The organism is Streptomyces stoeckheimensis, assembly GCF_045822005.1.
In the GTDB taxonomy this organism is placed as follows: domain Bacteria; phylum Actinomycetota; class Actinomycetes; order Streptomycetales; family Streptomycetaceae; genus Streptomyces; species Streptomyces stoeckheimensis.
In genome coordinates, this window is sequence record NZ_CP169550.1 from 88,724 (window position 1) to 107,206 (window position 18,483).

General features: G+C 69.5%; 14 protein-coding genes. 11 read left to right on the forward strand and 3 right to left on the reverse strand.

The features are described 5' to 3' along the window. Positions 1-57: 57 nt before the first annotated feature. From ACE1OC_RS00415 to ACE1OC_RS00465, 11 genes are all read left to right on the forward strand, one after another. The gene (locus ACE1OC_RS00415; protein ID WP_407835214.1) at positions 58-792 is read left to right on the forward strand and encodes a hypothetical protein; all 735 of its coding nucleotides are present in this window, start codon (positions 58-60) and stop codon (positions 790-792) included. Between the two features lie 38 nt (positions 793-830). Next, positions 831-1,946 (forward strand): 3-oxoacyl-ACP synthase III family protein, encoded by a 1,116-nt coding sequence (locus tag ACE1OC_RS00420; RefSeq protein ID WP_407835215.1) that lies wholly within the window; start codon positions 831-833, stop codon positions 1,944-1,946. Continuing rightward, a complete protein-coding gene (locus ACE1OC_RS00425) occupies positions 1,943-2,806 on the forward strand; it encodes an ATP-grasp domain-containing protein (RefSeq protein WP_407835216.1) in 864 nt (287 codons plus the stop codon). The genes ACE1OC_RS00420 and ACE1OC_RS00425 overlap by 4 nt, the downstream gene beginning before the upstream one ends. A gap of 125 nt (positions 2,807-2,931) precedes the next feature. Next, a complete protein-coding gene (locus ACE1OC_RS00430; protein ID WP_407835217.1) occupies positions 2,932-3,840 on the forward strand; it encodes a TauD/TfdA dioxygenase family protein in 909 nt (302 codons plus the stop codon). Positions 3,841-4,018: 178 nt separating this feature from the next. Then, positions 4,019-4,924: an ATP-grasp domain-containing protein gene (locus ACE1OC_RS00435; protein WP_407835218.1), complete on the forward strand. Its 906-nt coding sequence runs from the start codon at positions 4,019-4,021 to the stop codon at positions 4,922-4,924. A 92-nt stretch (positions 4,925-5,016) separates the two neighbouring features. Beyond that, positions 5,017-5,787 carry a hypothetical protein gene (locus tag ACE1OC_RS00440; protein ID WP_407841445.1) on the forward strand — a complete coding sequence of 257 codons (771 nt, stop codon included), beginning with the start codon at positions 5,017-5,019 and terminating at the stop codon, positions 5,785-5,787. Next, positions 5,784-6,995: an MFS transporter gene (locus tag ACE1OC_RS00445; RefSeq protein ID WP_407835219.1), complete on the forward strand. Its 1,212-nt coding sequence runs from the start codon at positions 5,784-5,786 to the stop codon at positions 6,993-6,995. The genes ACE1OC_RS00440 and ACE1OC_RS00445 overlap by 4 nt, the downstream gene beginning before the upstream one ends. A 52-nt stretch (positions 6,996-7,047) precedes the next feature. After that, positions 7,048-8,631 (forward strand): acyl-CoA mutase large subunit family protein, encoded by a 1,584-nt coding sequence (locus ACE1OC_RS00450; protein WP_407835220.1) that lies wholly within the window; start codon positions 7,048-7,050, stop codon positions 8,629-8,631. 20 nt (positions 8,632-8,651) lie between these two features. Further along, positions 8,652-9,113 (forward strand): cobalamin B12-binding domain-containing protein, encoded by a 462-nt coding sequence (locus ACE1OC_RS00455; RefSeq protein WP_407835221.1) that lies wholly within the window; start codon positions 8,652-8,654, stop codon positions 9,111-9,113. Positions 9,114-9,212: 99 nt separating this feature from the next. Then, positions 9,213-10,592: a DUF6421 family protein gene (locus ACE1OC_RS00460; RefSeq protein ID WP_407841446.1), complete on the forward strand. Its 1,380-nt coding sequence runs from the start codon at positions 9,213-9,215 to the stop codon at positions 10,590-10,592. A gap of 180 nt (positions 10,593-10,772) precedes the next feature. Further along, positions 10,773-11,843, forward strand: a complete 1,071-nt coding sequence (locus tag ACE1OC_RS00465) for a threonine aldolase family protein (RefSeq protein WP_407841447.1) — start codon at positions 10,773-10,775, stop codon at positions 11,841-11,843. Between the two features lie 66 nt (positions 11,844-11,909). Here ACE1OC_RS00465 and ACE1OC_RS00470 read toward each other — a convergent pair whose 3' ends face one another. From ACE1OC_RS00470 to ACE1OC_RS00480, 3 genes are all read right to left on the reverse strand, one after another. Next, positions 11,910-13,190, reverse strand: coding sequence for an IS256 family transposase (locus ACE1OC_RS00470; RefSeq protein ID WP_407841448.1), 1,281 nt, complete (start codon positions 13,188-13,190; stop codon positions 11,910-11,912). Positions 13,191-13,422: 232 nt separating this feature from the next. Further along, positions 13,423-14,628 carry a tetratricopeptide repeat protein gene (locus tag ACE1OC_RS00475; RefSeq protein WP_407835222.1) on the reverse strand — a complete coding sequence of 402 codons (1,206 nt, stop codon included), beginning with the start codon at positions 14,626-14,628 and terminating at the stop codon, positions 13,423-13,425. Positions 14,629-14,656: 28 nt separating this feature from the next. Continuing rightward, complete coding sequence (locus ACE1OC_RS00480) at positions 14,657-18,481, reverse strand: hypothetical protein (RefSeq protein WP_407835223.1); 3,825 nt, start codon at positions 18,479-18,481, stop codon at positions 14,657-14,659. Between the last annotated feature and the right edge of the window lie 2 nt (positions 18,482-18,483).

Sequence of the window (18,483 nt, forward strand, 5' to 3'; positions counted from 1 at the left end):
CGTCTCCTCTTCTCTCCTCTCCTCTCCCTTTTGCCCTCACCAACGAAAGGCATCGCCATGCCCATTTCCACCGAGAACGCCTGGGCTTCCTACCTCGCCGGCTTCAGCAGCCAGATGGACGACCTGCGAGCCCGCTTCGTGACCGACGAGTTCCTCGAGTTCCCCGACTTCGGCCCCGCCGAGCTCCGGGAGCAGCTCGACACGGAAGTCGTCTCCCTCCTCGACAACCACGGCGTCAAGCGCCGCATCAACGTCGCCCGCACCGGTAACACCCCGCGCTTCATGGAGGTTGTCGGACGGAAGACGATCGTCGAGGAGTCCGAGACCGTTCCGCAGACCTACCACTCGCAGGCTCTGCGCTCCTTCCTCGCCGAACTGACCAAGGAAGCCGCCATCCTGCCGGTGCCCTTCGAGCCGGAGGAGATGGTCATCTCCCGCCTGGCCGAGCAGGGAGAGACCCACGGCTGGCACTGGGACGACTACTCCTACGCGCTCGTCTGGATCGTCGAGGCTCCTGCCGAGGAGGCCGGCGGTTCCCTGGAGTACATCCGGGACACGGCCTGGGACAAGACCAACCCCCGTATCGAGGAGCACCTGGCCAACGGGACCGTCGAGCGACGCCACCCCGCGACGGGATCCGCGTACCTGCTGAAGGCGGACACCGCGATGCACCGGGTCGCGCCGCTGACGAGCGAAGGCGCCCGGCGGGTCATTCTCTGCTTCTCCTACGCCACTCCGGCCGAGGTCGACAAGACCGTGGACCACACCGAGGTCGACTTCTACTCCGCCTGAGCCTTCCGGCCCGCAGGGCCCCCACACGCGGGTTCAAGGTGCAGGACGCGTCAGCAGCAGTGGTTGTCCTTGCCGCACCCCAATCGTCTCCGAAGGATCAAGAGATCATGATCAGTTCCACGCACCGCGCGCGTCCCGAAGGAGCCGGCGTCGGCATCCTGGGGACCGGCTCCTGCCTCCCCGCGACCCGAGTCTCCAACGAGGAGGTCGAGCGCTCGGTTCGGCAGGAGGAAGGATGGGTCCGTCAGCGCATCGGTGTCCTCGAGCGGCGGTTCGTCAGCGACGACGAGACGGGCTTCGATCTCGCGGTCGGGGCCGTTCGACAGGCCCTCGAGGCCTCGGGGGTGGACCCGCTGCAGATCGGGGCGGTCGTCCTCGCCACCTCCACCGCGGACCTGCCCATCCCCGGTATCGGCAGTCGTGTCCAAGGGGCCGTCGGAGCGTCCAATGCCATGGCTTTCGACGTCAACGCCGCGTGCGCGGGCTTCCTCGTCGGCTGTGAGGTGGGACGGGGCTTCCTGACGGCTGATCCCGGCATGGAGGCTGTTCTGGTCGTCGCCAGTGACACCTATTCCCGTGTCCTGGACCCCGCCGATCGGCGTACCTACCCTTTGTTCGGCGATGGGGCAGGCGCTGTGGTGCTGGGCAGGGTTCCGGCATCCGAAGGGATGCTGGGAAGCCAGGTCTACACCGACGGAACGCTGGCCCACTTCGTCACCGGCGGCCCCGGGCTTCCGGTGCCTGCCGCGGGGTCAGCCAACACCGACCACTACCTGAAGATGTCCGGGCGTGACGTTGCCGATCTCGTCCGCCTGGAGTTTCCCCGGCTGGTGAACGACGCGCTCAAGGAGAGCGGGCTGACGATCGATCAGATCGATCACCTCGTATGCCACCAGGCCAACCCCCACCTGATCACGTCCTGCGCAGAGCGGGCCGGATTTCGACCCGAGCAGATCGTTCTGACCGGTGACCTGCTCGGCAACACCGGAGCCGCCTCCATCCCGATCGGCCTCGACATCGCCGCCCGCGACGGGCGCATCCGGCCGGGCGACAACATCCTCATGATCACCTTCGGCGCGGGCATGACCTGGGGCCGGGCCATGATGCGCTGGTCCAAGGCCGGCTGCCGCACCGCCGAGGCGGTGCCGGCATGAGCAGTCGCCTGGTTCTGGCCTCCTGCCCGCAGATGCCCCAAGGCGACGGAGACGACGCCGGCCTCGTGGAGGCCCTGGCCGAGCTCGGAGTGGAAGCACGCTGGCAGCCCTGGGGCGAGCAGACCGCTGCGGACGAGACCGTCGTCCTTCGCGCGACCTGGGACTACCAAGACCACCTGGCGGACTTCCTGAACTGGTGCTCCCAGGTGCCCCGCCTGATCAACCCCTATCCGGTCGTCACCTACAACACGGACAAGACCTACCTGACGCGACTGGCGGCAGCCGGTCTGCCCGTCATCCCCTCCACCGTGCTGGCCCCCGGCGAAGACCTCGGGGAGACCGCCGACGACTTCGTACTCAAGCCGACCGTCGGAGCGGGATCGCGGGGAGCGGCCCGATTCGATCGTACGCAGCGGGAAGAGGCCCAGCTCCACCTCAAGACGCTGCACTCCCAGGGTTTCAGCGTCTTGCTCCAGCCCTACCAGGCCTCGGTCGACAAGGAGGGCGAGGTGTCCCTGGTGTTCTTCCGGGGCCGCTACTCCCACGCCTTCACCAAGGGGCCGATGCTCACCGGCGGCGTGGTCGACACCCAGGGCGCGCTGTACCTCGAAGAGCACCTGGCCGAGACCAGTCCCGAGCCCAAGTGGCAGGAGATCGCGTCGGACATCCTCCGCGCCGCCGCCTCCGAGATCGGGATTCCCCTCGAACAGCTGGTCTTCGCCCGCGTGGACCTGGTCCGCGGGGCGGACGGACCCCTGCTCCTGGAGCTGGAGATGACCGAGCCCGGCTTGGGGTTTCCCTACGTGAACCCGGCGGCACTCCGGCGATTCGCGCGCGCCCTGGCCGACAGCTGTTCCTGAAGCAAGCAGTTCCGGGCCCGCGGGTTCGAGTCCTCAGCTCCGAGCCACGCGCCCATCTCTGGCACGCACTCCGTCCAGCCTTCCATTCACACTCCCCACTCCCCCGTTCAACCCCTGGAACTCACATGACGACGAGCACACAGACCACACTGACCGTCAAGCCGCTGACCATACGCATCGGGGCGGAGATCTCCGGCGTCCGACTCGGAGGCGATCTCGCCCCCGACACCGTGGCCGCGATCCGCGCCGCGCTCCTTCAGCACAAGGTGGTCTTCTTCCGAGGCCAGGAACACCTCGATGACGCCGCTCACCGGGACTTCGCATCCCTGCTGGGAAACCCCACTCCCCACCCCACCGTGCCCGGGGAAGCGGGTGCCGGCGCCGTCTTTGAGATCGACTCGCAGGGCAGCCGCGCGACCTCCTGGCACAGCGACGTCACGTTCGTCGCGAACTACCCCGCCTTCTCGATCCTGCGCGGAATCGTCATCCCCGAGGTGGGCGGGGACACCGCCTGGGCCAACACCGTCGCAGCGTACGACGACCTTCCCGAGCCGCTGAAGGCTCTGGCGGAGCAGCTGTGGGCAGCGCACACCAACGCCTTCGACTATGCAGCCGCGGCACGGGTCCGGCCGGCTACCGAAGAAGAGCAGGAATTCCGCAAGGTCTTCGAGGCGATGGCCTTCGAGACCGAGCACCCGGTGGTGCGGGTGCATCCCGAGACCGGTGAGCGCTCCCTGGTCGTCGGCGGATTCGCGCAACGACTTCTCGGTCTGTCCCAGGAGGACGGGCGGCAGCTGCAGCAGCTTCTGCAGCGGTTCATCACCCGGCCGGAGAACACCGTCCGATGGCGCTGGGCGGCCGGTGACGTGGCTATCTGGGACAACCGGGCCACCCAGCACGTCGCGATCGACGACTACGGCGACACGCCGCGGCGACTGCACCGCATCTGCGTCGACGGCGAGATCCCGGTCTCCGTCGACGGCCGCAGCAGCAGGGCCACGGTCGGCGCCGATGCTGCCTGGTACCGGCGGTGAGTCACCCAGGCCCCACTGCGGCGACGGTCTCGGGCCGTGCGCTTCGCCAGGGCCTGCACACGGCGATCTGGAGGACCCGCAGGGTCCTGTTCCACACCTTGGGGTCCGGCACGTCCCGGCCCCGACCGTCCGCCCGCGGGTCCGTCCCCATCGGGCGTCACACAGAGATGAGTTGCGCATGAAGCTGGGAGTGCTGGCCTGGATGGCCGGCGAGGATGAGTCGGTGGGCATCGCCCGCGTCGGCCGGGAGCGCGGGCACGAAACGGTGCTCTTCGAGTTCGACGACATCGTGTGCGTTCCCGACGAGAGCGGGACGCGGCCGACCGTCCACGGTCATGACGTGGCCGAGTTCGACGCGATCGTCTCCCGTGGTCACGTCAGTCTGGAGCACTGGCGCGAGCACGCCGAGCACCTCCATCTGCTGTCGAGCGTTCCCGACGTGGTCATGTTCGACGGTGCGGACGTCCACCTCGCAGCCGTCAGCAAGTTCACGATGCTCCACAAGCTGGCCCAGGCGGGTCTGCCCGTTCCTCCGACACGAGAGTGCCGCACCGAGGAAGACTTCATTGCCGCCTGCCGCGAGTGGGGGCGTGTGGTGGTCAAGCCGTCCGTCGGATTCGGCGGCGTTGACGTCGATCGTTTTGTCGACGGTCCCGTGGAATCCGCCCTGAGCCGGGTCCGAGCCATGCTGGAAACGTACGGCGTGCTGCTGTGCCAGCCGTTCCTGGAACACACCGGCGACTACCGGATCACGATCGTGGGCGACTCTCCTTCGGTGTGCGTGCGCGCACTGACGGAAGGGGACTCCTGGCGGCAGAGCCACGGCAACGGCGACGGGCCCCCGCGCAGCCCGATCGAGGTCATCGAGCCGTCCCCCGAACTGGTCGACCTGTCCGTCCGCGCGACCCGGGCGCTCGGGCTGAGCATGGCCGGCATCGACATCCTCTACCACCGGGGAGAACCGGTCGTCATCGAGGCGAACGTGGTTCCCGGCTGGGACGGTTTCCCCGCGGAACTGCAGAACACCGTCAACAACGACGTCCTCGATCTCGTCGAGCTCATCGTCGCCGCCCGCAGGTCCTGATCACGGCCGAGGCGATCCCTTCGCAGAAGCCTTGGTCCCCCTCCGACACCCCACGAGGTTCACTCATGGTCCACGACCGCCTTCGCATCGCCATGTGGTCCGGGCCCCGGACGCGCTCAACCGCATTGATGCGTGCCTGGGAAAACCGCGGTGACACCACCGTCGTCGACGAACCGCTCTACGCGTACTACCTGGCCCACACCGATGCCACCGACCCGGGACGTGACGAGGTCATCGCCGCCTACCCGACCGACTGGCGCCAGGTGGCGAGCGAGCTGACCGGGGGCACCCTCCCCGAGGGCAGCACGATCCACTATCAGAAGCACCTCGCCCAGCACCTGCTGCCCGAAGTGGACCGCACCGCCTTCGAGGGCCTGCGGCACGCCTTCCTCGTCCGCCACCCCGCGCAGATGCTCGCCTCCTATGCCAAGGTCCAGGCCCCCACGGTCGAGGAGCTCGGCCTACGTCAGCAGTTGGAGCTGTTCGAACGGTTCGGCGGACCCGTGATCGACAGCAATGAACTGGTCAGCGCCCCGTCGTCCGTTCTGCAGGCTCTGTGTGCCGCCCTGGACGTGCCCTTCACCGACCGCATGCTGTCCTGGCCGGCGGGCCGCCGCGCCACGGACGGAAACTGGGGCTCGCACTGGTACCACGGAGTGTGGCAGTCCACGGGATTCGCGGAGGGACAAACCCCTACCGCTCCCCTGCCCGATCACTTGCGCCGTGTGCTCGACGAGTGCATGCCGCTCTACGAGCAGCTCGCCCGGTACGTCCTCCCCGTCCTCCCCGCTGATACGGGCGCAACGGTTCCGGCCGCTCGCCCGGCACCCGCCCTGGCATCGAAGGGATCGGAGACCGCATGACGAGCCACGACAAGGGCTACCTGTCCACGCTCAGGATTCCAAGGCTGCGGCCCTGGGCGCTGCTGCTGCTCTGTCAGCGATTCTGTGTGGCCGCCGCGCCGGTGGGTCTGATCTACATCGGAAACGGCTCCAAGGGGTCGTTGGCCCAGGGGGCGGTACTCGTGGGCGCCCACGCCATCGCCGAGGCGGTCTGCGCCGCCTCGATGGGACGGCGCTTCGACCGCAAGCCCATGCGCCGTGAATTCACCCTGGTCCTCACCCTGCAGGCAGTGGTGTTCCTCGCCCTGGGCCTGTTCGCACGGCAGCTGCCCCTGCCTGCGCTCGCGGCCCTGGCGGCGATGGGTGGCGGAGTCGCCGCTGGGGCCCACGGTGGTCTGCGGGCTCTGGCCCTGCGCCTGGCGCCCGACCATGTCCGCCCCGTCATCGGGCTCGAAAGTGCCCTGAGCACCCTGGTGTGGATGGCGGCACCAGCCGCGGTCACCGCCCTCTCGCTGGTGACCGGGCCCGCCGTCCCCGTTCTGGTCATCTCCGCCTTCTCCGCGATCGGCGCGGTCAGCGCCCGCATCGTCAGCGAGCCCCCGCTGACCGTCTCGAAGACTCCGTCCGCGATCCGCTCGTTCGGTCATCTCCTGCCGGCCTGCACCCAGTCCGCTGCCGCGATGATGAGCTTCGGTGCGGTCACCATCACCCTGTTCGGGCTGCTGCCCCTGATCGGCGCTTCCGCAGACTCGGCCGGAGCCTGGCTCAGCGGCATGGCCGCTCTGGGCGTCCTCGGCGGCATCCTCTACGGTGCCCGCCGTTGGCCGGGGTCCGCCGCGTTGCAGTCCGGGGTTCTCCTGGGAGTCCTGTGCATAGCCGTGATGGCTCTCGGCGTCAGCGGCAACCTCATCGTGGCCGGATTCTTCGCCGTGATCGTCGGAATCCTCCAGCCCATGATCGGATCCTCGCGCGCCATGGCGGTCCAGGACCAAACCCCCGACGGCGATCTGGGGGCCGCCTTCTCCGCCACCTACGCCAGCGCCGGACTCGGCTACGGAGCCGCCGCACTCCTGGCCGGTGCGCTGCTGACCTCGGCCGGTCCCCGGGAGGCCGTCCTCGCTTGCGGCGCCATCGCCCTGCTCGCCACCGTCGTTACGAGTGTCATCGAAGTCCGCAGCCTGCGGCGCCGGAGCACCGCCCACCTCGACCCGGCCCACGTCCCGGCCTGAAGAGTCACGCAGCAGTCCCACGCCGGTCGAACTCACGGACAAGGCCCACACCATGCCCCACACCACGCAATCCGGGCTGCCCATCGAGACCCTCTACGGCCCCGAGTCCACCCGAGGTCCGGGCCACGCGGCAACGCTCGGGCAGCCCGGAACCCATCCCTTCACCCGCGGCGTGTACCCCACGATGTACACCGACAGGCCGTGGACGATGCGGCAGTACGCCGGCTTCGGCACGGCCGAGGAATCCAACGCCCGCTACCGCACCTTGATCGCGAACGGGACGACCGGCCTGTCCGTCGCCTTCGACCTCCCGACCCAGATGGGCTACGACTCCGATGCCGCCCTCGCTCGGGGCGAAGTGGGCAAAGTAGGGGTGGCGATCGATTCGATCGAGGACATGAGGGTGCTGTTCCACAGCATCCCCATGGGTCAGGTCTCCACCTCCATGACGATCAATGCACCGGCCGCGGTGCTGCTCCTGCTGTACCAGCTGGTGGCGGAGGAGAAGGGAATCGCAGCCGACCAACTGACCGGGACGGTGCAGAACGACGTGCTCAAGGAGTACATCGCGCGCGGCACCTACATCTACCCGCCCGCCGCCTCCCTGCGCCTGGCGACGGACATCTTCCGCTACTGCCGTACCGAGATCCCCCGATGGAACACCATCTCCATCTCCGGATACCACATGGCAGAAGCCGGCGCCTCGCCGGTGCAGGAGATCGCCTTCACCCTTGCCAACGGCATCGAGTACGTACGTGCCGCCGTGGCCGCCGGCATGGACGTGGACGATTTCGCCCCGCGCCTGTCCTTCTTCTTCGTCGCCCGGACGACCATCCTCGAAGAAGTCGCCAAGTTCCGGGCCGCGCGGCGCATCTGGGCTCGCATCATGCGCGACGAGTTCGGCGCCCGAAACCCCAAGTCACAGATGCTGCGATTCCACACCCAGACGGCCGGAGTGCAGCTGACCGCCCAGCAACCCGAGCTGAACCTCGTACGGGTCACCATGCAGGGTCTGGCCGCTGTCCTCGGCGGAACGCAGTCGCTGCACACCAACTCCTTCGACGAGGCCATGGCCCTGCCAACAGAGAAGTCCGCTCGCCTCGCCCTGCGCACCCAGCAGGTCCTGGCCCACGAGTCGGACCTGACGGCGACGGTCGATCCCTTCGCCGGCTCCTATGCCGTGGAGCGGATGACGGACGAGTTGGAAGCAGCCACGCTCGCCCTGATGCGGCGCGTCGAGGAGATGGGCGGCGCGGCGAAGGCGATCGAGCAGGGGTTCCAGAAGTCCGAGATCGAGACCGTCGCCTACCGCGTAGCACTCGACACCGACAGCGGACGGCGTGTCGTCGTCGGAGTGAACCGGTACGCCCAGGACGAGGAAGAGCCCTACGAGCCGCTGCGGATCGATCCCTCGATCGAGGCCCGTCAGATCGAGCGCCTCGCCAAACTGCGGGCATGGCGGTGCACGACCCGGGTCCGGGAGTCGCTCCAGGACCTCAAGGCCACCGCGCTGGGAACCGGCAACGTCTTGTATCCGATGAAGGCCGCGCTGAGCGCCGGCGCGACGGTCGGAGAGGTCTCCGACGCTCTGCGCGAGGTGTGGGGCACGCACACATCTGCGGACACCCGTCTGTGAACCCCGCCGAGGAGATCGTCATGTCAAAGAACCCGTTGCGTGTCGTCATCGCCAAGGCCGGGCTCGACGGCCACGACCGGGGGGCCAAGGTCATAACCCGAGCCCTGCGTGACGCGGGCGTAGAGGTGATCTACACCGGATTGCACCAAACCCCGTCCGGCATCGTGTCAGTGGCCGTCCAAGAGGACGCTCACGCCATCGGGGTGTCCTGCCTCTCCGGCGCGCACCTGACGGCGTTCGGCGAGATAGTCCGTCTCCTGAAGGAACAAGGAGCCCAGGACATCACCCTCTTCGGGGGCGGAATCGTCCCCCGAGGCGATCTGAAGGCGCTCAAGGACCTCGGAGTCGCCGAGATCTTCACGCCGGGGGCCTCGCTCTCCGGAATCGTCACGTGGGTGCTGGAGCACATCGGCTCGCCCGCTCTACCAGGGGCGGTACCCCTGTCCCTCATCCATGGCGCTCCGGCCTCCGCGTCCGCCTGAGCCGCCTGCGGCCGCTGCCGCTCACCGTTCGATCGTCGCGGGGAACCACCCCGTCCGACACCCTCATCCGAAAGGAACGACATGAGCACCAAAACATCGATGGAGCGCCCTGTGCGAGAAGGCACACAGGCCGCGCTGATCGTCGCCTGCCCTGCCTGGCAGAGCCTCAAAGACGCCGTGGAATCCATCGGGTCCTGGCAGTCCGAAGACGGCGCCATCAGCTTCGAAGAGGAACGGGGACCCACCCTGGAACAGGCGCGTGATGCGGTGACCCGCGTGGTCGGCTCGATCCGCCGGCTCTCGCCCCTGCTTCCGCACGACGCCGACTACCACCTGGCCCTGATCAGGGATCTGACGCGATGGGCGGACAACGGATTCGGCAAGCCGGATTTCCTGGACTCCCTCCTCGCCTTCGCGCCCGCCGAACAGCGCATCGACGGCCTGCGGCACCTGGTCGTCTTCCCGATGCACACACAGAACGGCAACCCCCACTGCAACCTGGAGGCAGTCGCCTTCCGTGTGGTGTGGCCCGAGTGGATAGCAGACCTGGAGCGGACCACCTACGGGAATCCGCTCTACCTCGGCATCGAGTTCGAGGGGTTCACCTCCGGATACGACACGCATGCCGCGGTCCTCTTCCCCGAGACCGTGGCCGTGCGCGAGAACCCCGGACGGTTCACCTGGGGCGCGATCTTCTGCGACCGGGAGGCCGCGCGTCTGCGCACCGTGACCAATGCCGCCGTCACCGCCACCCGGCTGGAACTCCCCGGCGCCGCCCTGAGTCTCCTGGCGGATCCCGAGCGCATGAAGGAGGCGTTCGTGCTGTGGGATCTCATCCACGACCGGACGCACAGCCTGGGCGATCTCCCCTTCGACCCCTTCATGATCAAGCAGCGTCAGCCCTACTGGATGTACGGCATCGAAGAACTGCGCTGCGACCTCACCGCCTTCCAAGCCGGCCAGGACCTCATCGACGACCACGTCCCCCAGGGACGGGACGTGCAGTACGCGATCCTCTTCGACCGTCTGTTCCGCTTCCCGATCACCGGCGACCGCGTTCGCAACTATGACGGTCTCGGCGGGCAGCTGCTCTTCGCCGCCCTGCACCGGGCGGGCGCAATCCGCTGGAGCGACAACACCCTGGCCGTCGACTGGGCAGCCACCGCAGAGGCCGTTGCTCGCCTCCGGACCGAGATCGAGGACCTGTACCGGCTCGGCATCGACCGGCCCAAGGTCGTGCACTGGCTCAAGAGTCACGCGTTCGTCTCCTCGTACCTCTCACCTCACCCCGCATCCGCCTGGGCCGACGGTGCGAACACCCTCGACTTCACCCTGCCGCCGCGCAAGCTCGTCGACTCCGCACTGCCCGACGAGTTCCCGTTGAGCATGTTCTACGAGGCCCTGGCGAAGAAGCTGCGGCACGTGATCGAAGCCACCCGCGGCATCACCACCTACGAGGAGACACGCACCGCGGCCTGAGAGCGTGGCTCACCTGCCACTCCCGGACAGCAACCTGCCAGGCAGCAACCTGTCCCGCCATCTCCTGGCAGGCCGACCCACCCGCCACCATCCTTGTTCAGGTACGGATCCCACGAACATCCCCCGGATCCCGGCGTGACCTTGCTGCACAACGAACGGAACGACGCCTTGAGCACCACCATGAGCACCCCTGCCCCCGCGCGGAAACACGACCCGGCGACGCGCTTCTTCGCCAGCGACAACTACGCCGGCGTGCACCCGGAGGTCCTCTCCGCGATCGCCACCGCCAACGGCGGTCATCAGCCCTCCTACGGCCGCGATGTCTACACCCAGAACCTGCAGGAACTCGCGCGTCACCATTTCGGGCCCCATGCGGAGATCCACCCCGTTTTCAGCGGCACCGGAGCGAACGTCGTCGCCCTTCAGGCAATGACGGATCGGTGGGGAGCCGTCCTGTGCGCCACCACCGCGCACATCCACGCGGACGAGTGCGGAGCGCCCGAACGCATCGGCGGCCTGAAGCTCATCACCATCCCGGCCCCCGACGGAAAGCTGACCCCGGAACTCCTCGCCACCGAGGCCTGGGGTTGGGACGACATGCATCGAGCCACCCCGCAGGTCGTCTCGATCAGCCAGGCGACGGAGCTAGGGACCGTCTACACGACCACGGAGATCCGTGCCATCGCGGACTTCGCGCACGAACGCGGCATGAAGCTCCACCTCGATGGCGCACAGCTCACCAACGCCGCCGCGTCCCTGGGCGTCACCCTGCGCGAGCTCACGTACGACGTGGGAGTCGACATTCTGTCCTTCGGCGGCACCAAGTGCGGTGGCCTCTTCGGTGACGCGGTCGTCGTGCTCACCCCGAACGGCCCCCGATCCCTGCGCCACATCATCAAGCAGACCACCCAGCTGGTGTCCAAGGCCCGGTTCATCGCGGTCCAGCTCGAGGCGCTCCTGGGCGGTGACCTGTGGCTCCGCAATTCCCGGCACGCCAACGCCATGGCCCAGCGCCTCGCCGCTGGCGTCCAGAACGTGCCGGGAGTGGAGATCGTCTATCCGGTGGAGGCGAACGGAGTGTTCGCCCGGCTTCCCGACGCCGCCGCCGTACGGCTCCAGGAGAAGTACCACTTCTACTTCCGTGACGAACAGCCCGGTGTAGTCCGCTGGATGTGCTCCTATGACACGGTCCCGGAGGACGTCGACACCTTCATCCGCACCATCGCCGAAGAGTGCGCCCGCGCTTCCTGACCCCTTGCCGGGGGTTGTTGAGCGAGGGTCCGTAAAGTTAACGGTGGTTTTGGAGTTGTTGGGGTTTCAGCGGCGGGCGGCTGAGAGCCGGCCGTCGAAGGTGATGTCGAAGGCGTTCAGAGCGGCCTTCCAGCGCTGGGTCCAGCGTTTGCGTCCCTGGCCGGTGGGGTCGAGGCTCATGATGGCCATGTAGACGCACTTGATGGCGGCCTGCTCGTTCGGGAAGTGCCCACGGGCCCGGACGGCCTTGCGGATCCGTGCGTTCACGGACTCGATGGCGTTCGTCGTGCAGACGATCCGCCGTATCTCGGTGTCGAACTGCAGAAACGGCACGAACTCGGCCCACGCGTTCTCCCACAACCTCACGATCGCGGGATACTTCTGGCCCCATTCCTCCTGAAACTCCAGGAACCGTTCCATGGCGGCGTCCTCGGTCGGCGCCGTGTAGACGGGCTTGAGCGCCTTCGAGATCCTGTCCCAGTCCTGCCGAGCCGCGTAGCGGAACGAAGCCCGCAGCAGGTGAACGACACACGTCTGCGTGATCGCCTGCGGCCAGACCGCTCCGATCGCGTCAGGCAGGCCCTTCAAGCCGTCGCAGACGACCATGCAGACGTCTTCCGTGCCGCGGTTCTTGATCTCGGTGAGGACCTGGAGCCAGTACTTGGCACCCTCGCCCCCGTCGCCGGCCCACAAGCCCAAGATCTCGCGAGTGCCCTCGACGGTGACCGCCAGGACCACGTAGACCGGCCTGTTCGCGACCTTCCCGTCCCGCAGCTTCAAGTGGACACAGTCAATGAACAAAACCGGATAGACCGAGTCAAGCGGCCGGTTCTGCCACTCGTTCATGCCGTCGATCACCTTGTCCGTGATCGTGGAGATGGTCGTCTTGGAGACCTCGGCGCCGTAGACCTCCGCGAGGTGAGCGGAGATCTCCCCGTGGGTCAGGCCGCGGGCCGACAGCGAGAGCACCAGCTCGTCGACGCCGGTCAGCCGGCGCTGTCGCTTCTTGACGATCTGCGGCTCGAACGAGCCCTCCCGGTCCCGTGGGACTTCGAGAACGACCGGGCCGACCTCGGTCACCACGGTCTTGGACCGGATCCCGTTGCGGGTGTTGCCCGAGCCGGCCTTCTCATGCTTCTCATGCCCGAGATGGTCGGTGATCTCGCCTTCCAGAGCCGACTCGAGAATCCGCTTCGTCAACTGCTGCAGCAGACCACCCTGGCCCGTCAGCTTGATCCCGTCAGCCTTGGCCCAGTCCACCAGCTGACTGATCAGCTGATCGTCCAGAACCTCCGGCGCCAACCCGGACGGCTGTACCTCCGCCACGGCCTCCGCCGACACGGTCACGTCTGTCATCAGGTGTCACTTCCTGTTCGAAGATCCACCGTTGACCGTACAGACCCTGCGGATGCGGCCGGGTGCTCCCGGAACAGCTTGAGCGCAGGCTGGGCGCATGTCCGCCAAGCTGATCGTCTACCCGCCGGACGCTCAGGGTTGGCACCGGGTCCGCTACGACGGCACCTCCATCGGGGTCGCACACCGCCCGTCCGACATCCGCGCCTTCCTCGCGGGGGGCCTCCTAGTCGGCCGGCCGGTCCTCGGCGAGGGCCTGCCTCAGCCGGTCGAGATAGGTGCGCACTTCGGGGAGCTTGGGGTGCGCGGGGCCGCCGATGCGCAGCAGGTCGGTGATCAGCCGCTCGGTAGCCGCGATCGCCTCGTCGATCCGTCTGGCCTGGTCGTAGCCCGAGATGAGGCCGATCAGCGCGTCCAGCGTCCCCACGTGGTCCGGCCCCAGGGTGTGCTCACGCGCGGCGAGGGCAGCTTTCAGGTACGGCAGGGACCGCTCCGGACGGCCAGCTTCCAGGTGGGCGATGGCGAGGTTGTGGTAGCGGTAGGCGATCTCTTCGCTGTCTGCTCCGTGGATGCGCTCGAAGCCGCCGATGACCCGTTCGTAGCAGGCGACGGCCGCGTCGAGGTCCCTGGCGTCGTGGTGGACGTGCGCCAGGTTGTCCAGCCAGATGTAGGTGTCGAGGTGGCCGGGGCCGTAGAACCGCTCCTTGTCGGCGACGATCTCCCGGCACAGTGCGATGGCCTCGGGCAGCTGGCCCGCCGCACGGTAGGCCATGAACAGCTTCTGCTTGCGGGCCTCCAGCCGCTCCCCGCCCGGCGGTAGGAGGAGCCTGCTGCCGGCCACGGTCTCCTCCAGCAGGGCGATCGCGCGGTCGGCGCTGCCTGCCTCCGCGTAGGCGTCCGACAGCTTCTCGCGCCAGGTGAGGCTCTCCTCCGTGTCGCGGTCGGGGCTCAGCCCGGTGCCCTCCAGGGCTTGTTCGAGGTACGGGACGGCCTCCGCGGGGCGGCCCGCCGACAGGTGGGCGGATCCGATGCCGTGGAGGGTCAGCAGGGTGTCGCGGGCGTGCGGGCCCAGGGTCGCCGACTGGTAGGTCAGGTTCTCCAGCAGCAGGGGGATCGCCCGGTCCAGCATGTACGTGTCCCCGGGCGGGGCCGCGGCGGACCAGATGCACAGGAAGAACGCGTAGTTGTGGCGCAGCTGCAGGACGTCCTCGTGGGCCGGCCCCAACCGCCGCTCCGCCTGCGCGAGTTCGTCGCCCATCCGCAGGGTGGCGTCCATGCTGAGGTGGACCGGTGCGTCGTCGGGCTCGTGCAGCCGCAGGTCGAGCGGATCCGCCGGAGCCGCGGGCTCCGGCGGCGGGTTCTCCGGGTGCTGCGGGATCTCCGCTTTCTCCGGCTTCTCGGGGGTGCCCTTGGCCCGCTTCCGTCGGAACATCGCGGTCACTCTCCTCGGTCGGTGACGGTCACATGGAGGACCCGAGGTCCCGTACGAGTTCCAGCAGTTCCCGGATCGCGGCGTACGGCGCCCGCCCGCTGTCGAGGTAGGCGCTCAGGGCCGCCCGGTCGGTCGCGGTCAGCGAGGCGAGCGGGCGGTCGGCGAAGGACAGCGGGGCGCCCAAGTCGTGCACGGCGGAGCCGTGGACCACGTAGCGGCCGCCGGGCGCGGCGGTCACCAGGTGCGGAGAGCCGCGGGACGGCCCGGCGAGCGGGCGCGGCTGCGGCACCGGGGAGAGGTCCACGGCATCGCGGAAGTACGGCGTCTCCTCGTCCCGGGCCCACCCGCCGACTACGCGCCACCCCGGGACCGCGAACAGGTGCTTCAGGCGACGTCCGGAGGAGTTCCAGGCGGTCACCATGGTCTGGTCGGACTCCTGTTGGAAGAAGTAGGCACCGCCGGTCGACGCAGCGGTCACGAACTCGTCGGGTGAGAGGAAGGCGGCGGCCTCCACCGTGCCGTGCTGCTCGGGCACCTTCCACCAGCCGCGGGCGGTCAGCGGCTTCAGACCCGCGTCGGTGAGGATCACGCGGCGGTCGCCGGCCAGCAGGAGGCGCTCCCCGGAGGGGTCGACTGCGTGGACGGTGCAGCGTTCAAGCCCCAGGTCCCGCAGGTCGATCCGCTCCAGCGGTCGCCCCACCGCGCCGAGCAGGGCCACGGGCGCGCTCCGCAGGAGGACGACGAACCCGCGGGCGGTGGCGAAGGTCCGGGCCCCCATGAGGAGGTCCGGGCCGCTCGCCAGGACCTCTGCCCGGCCCGGCCGGTACAGGACGAGGTTGGGAGCCAGCCATAGGTCCGCGCGCAGCGCGAGGACCGCGTCGGGCCCCAGGCAGGTGACAGCGTCGGTGCCGACCCTGAGATGGTCGGCGGACCAGAGGCGGGAGCGGGAGGCGAGGTCGTACACGTCGATGCGGGTGGCGTGCTCGTCGCCGGGTCGCCCTTTGGCCGGGTGGTACGTCTCCCGGGTCATGACCGACGCCGCCGGGGCGAAGGAAACGCGGTCCGGTGCCACGAGGCCGTCGCGGTGGGGCAGGCGCCACACCGCCCGCCCGGCGGCGGCCCGGGCGGCGCGCTCGGCGGCCTGCGGCCGGTGGCGGCGCGAGGCCAGCCGGGCGGCCAGGCGGTGGCCGCGGTCGCCCTCGGGCGGGGCCCAGTACTCGGGCGGGTGGCGGTGGGCGATCCGGATCGCGTCGGTGACCGGGATCCTGCGCATGAGGTCCCACAGCCCCGCGGGGTCGGCGGCCCGTACGAGCTGCGCGGCCGCCTCGTCGATCTCCGCCGGCGTGCCCCAGGGCAGGCGGTCGGCGCCGCGCCGCTCCCGCAGGTAGAGCAGCGCACGGCCGATGGCACGGCCTTCGGCTTCGGCGGTTGCGGCGGTGTCCGGATCGAGGGCGAGGCGCTCCCGGTGCAGGGCGAGGCTCTCCTCGACGATCGCGACGGCCTCGGTGTGCCGGCCCAACGCGATGAGCTTGGCCGCCGCGTCGTCGAGCCGGGCGGCGAGGACGTCCCGGTAGTCGGCACGGACGTCGGCAAGCTGGCGGTAGAGGTGGAGCGCCTCCAGGAGCGCGTCGACGGATTCAGCGTGCCGCCCCGCATTCCACAGGTGCACGCTCTGGATGCACAGGCCGGCGGCCAGGTCGTCGCCGAACCGCGCGGGATTGAGGTCCGTCATCTGGCGTACGTGCGCCACCACCGCCCCGGCGCCCTCGGCCGCCTCCTCCGGGCGTCCGGACTTCGCCAGCAGGAAGCCGTTCACCATCTCCAGGCGGTTCACCTCCGAGGAGAGGGACCACCACAGGAGGAAGTCGCGGTCCAGCACCTCCTCGAAGAGGCGTTCCGCCTCCACCACGGCCGCGTGCGCCTGCTCCGGGGCCCCGGTCTCCCAGAGCGCGAAGGCCAGCCGGGTGTGCGCCTGGGCCAGCGCGGCGAGGGCGGTGGGCTCGGGGCCGCCGTCGTCGCCCCGCGCTGCGCCGTCCCTCTTCAGCCCGATCACCTCCTGAAGGAGGTCGATCCGGTCCTCGGCGGCGATCTCCTCGATGAAGAGGTTGCCGAGGTTGAGGAGGGCGTCGCCGTACGCGGACCGGTGCGCCGGGTCCGCCTCGGCGGCCTCCCGGGTAAGCCGTACGGCCTCCTCCATGTGTGCGAGCGCCTCGCTCCGGCGGCCCGTCGTGAGGTGGGCGAAAACCAGCTTCATGGAGAGCCGGGCCCGTTCCATGCCGTCCACCGCGTGTCCGAGGTGGTGGGTGGTGAGCCGCAGGGTCAGCTCCGCAGCCCCGCCCTCCACCCGTACGTCGCCCGCGGGCAGCAGGGGTTTTATGGCCTCCAGCACATCGAGGTCCACGGAGTCGAGGGTGGCGATCGAGGTCAGCACCGCGTCGCCGCCCCGGACGGCGAGGGCGGGGTCGCGGCGCAGCAGCGGGAAGAGCACGGCGGGGCCGATGTGCGGCCAGCGTTCGGCCGCGGCGATGAGGAAGGTGAGGGCGCGCGGGGTCCAGGCGGGCGCGGCCCCTCCGTCGCGCCGCAGGATGCGGGTGGTCGCGGTGACGGACCACAGGTCGGTCGGGTAGCCGGTGACGGGGCTGCCGGGGAGGGTGAGGGCCAGGTAGTCCTCGGCGAGACGGTCGGGGAGCAGCGGTTCGAGTACGTGGGCGGCCGCGGGGTCGGTGGGCGGGTAGTGGACTGCGTGGGCGGTCAGGGCCCCGTCCGCAGGGGTGCGCAGCAGGAGCCGGTCCAGGAGCGGGCGGGCGGTGTCACGGCGCATCGGGCCGGTGAGGACAGCGGTGAAGACGGTGCGCGCGAGGTCGAGGGCGCGGCGTTCGTCGCCCTCGGCGCCCGCGCCGCCGTCTTCCCCGGTGCCGCCGCCGTCGTGCTCGCCCGCCCGGCGCCAGTTCTCGTGTTCGCGGTCCAGCAGGTACGCGGTCATCCCGACGAGGTCGGCGGGCGGTTCCCGGCCGCAGGCCCGGGCGTCGACGGCGGTGAGCGCGGCCATGTGGACGGCGAGGGTGAGGCCGAAGTCGGGGCGGGCGAGGTCCTGGTACGCAGGGCGCAGGTCAGTGAGGGCGGCGGGGTCCGGGTAGTGGGCGGCGAAGCCGCGGCGGGCGGCCTCGAACATCCTGCTGCGCTCGCCCTGTTGGCCGGAGAGCGGTTCCACCGGCTGGTCGGAGAGATCGGTCGCGCGCCGCTGGCGGCTCAGCTGCGCCCGCAGAGCGGGCCAGGGCCGCACCGAGCGGGCGATGAGGAGGATCCGCGCGGGGAGGTCTCCGAGGAGCAGGCCGTTGTGGAACAGCCATCTGAGATGGGCGTCCGGCCAACGGTCGGCGTAATCAACGAGTACCAGCACCCCGGCGCGGTGGGCGGTGCGCAGGTCCTGGCTGCCCCGGGCGGGCGGGTAGGTGTCCGTGCCGTGTACGGCGTCGACCACGAGCCAGCCGGCGTCGGCGCATTCGGTGGCGAAGCGGGCGGCGAGGCGGGACTTGCCCGAGCCTCCGGGTCCGTGCAGCCAGCGTGCGGCCGACCGTGCGGGCTGCACGCGCCACTCCCGCAGCCGGGCCAGCTCGGCTTCGCGACCGGAGAAATCCACGACCTCGCTGCGGGCGTCGAGCATCCGGCTGGGCTGGGCGCGCAGCCAGGCGGAGTCCCGCCGCAGGGCGTCCGCGGCGCCGTGGGTGTCGCGCGCGTACAGCAGGTAGACGGGGGTCCCGTCGCCGAAGACGTGGATGTCCGCGCCGACCGCGCCGTAGGCGAAACCGGCGACGGCGCGAACCTCTTGGTGGACCTCGTCGGGGAGGTCCACGG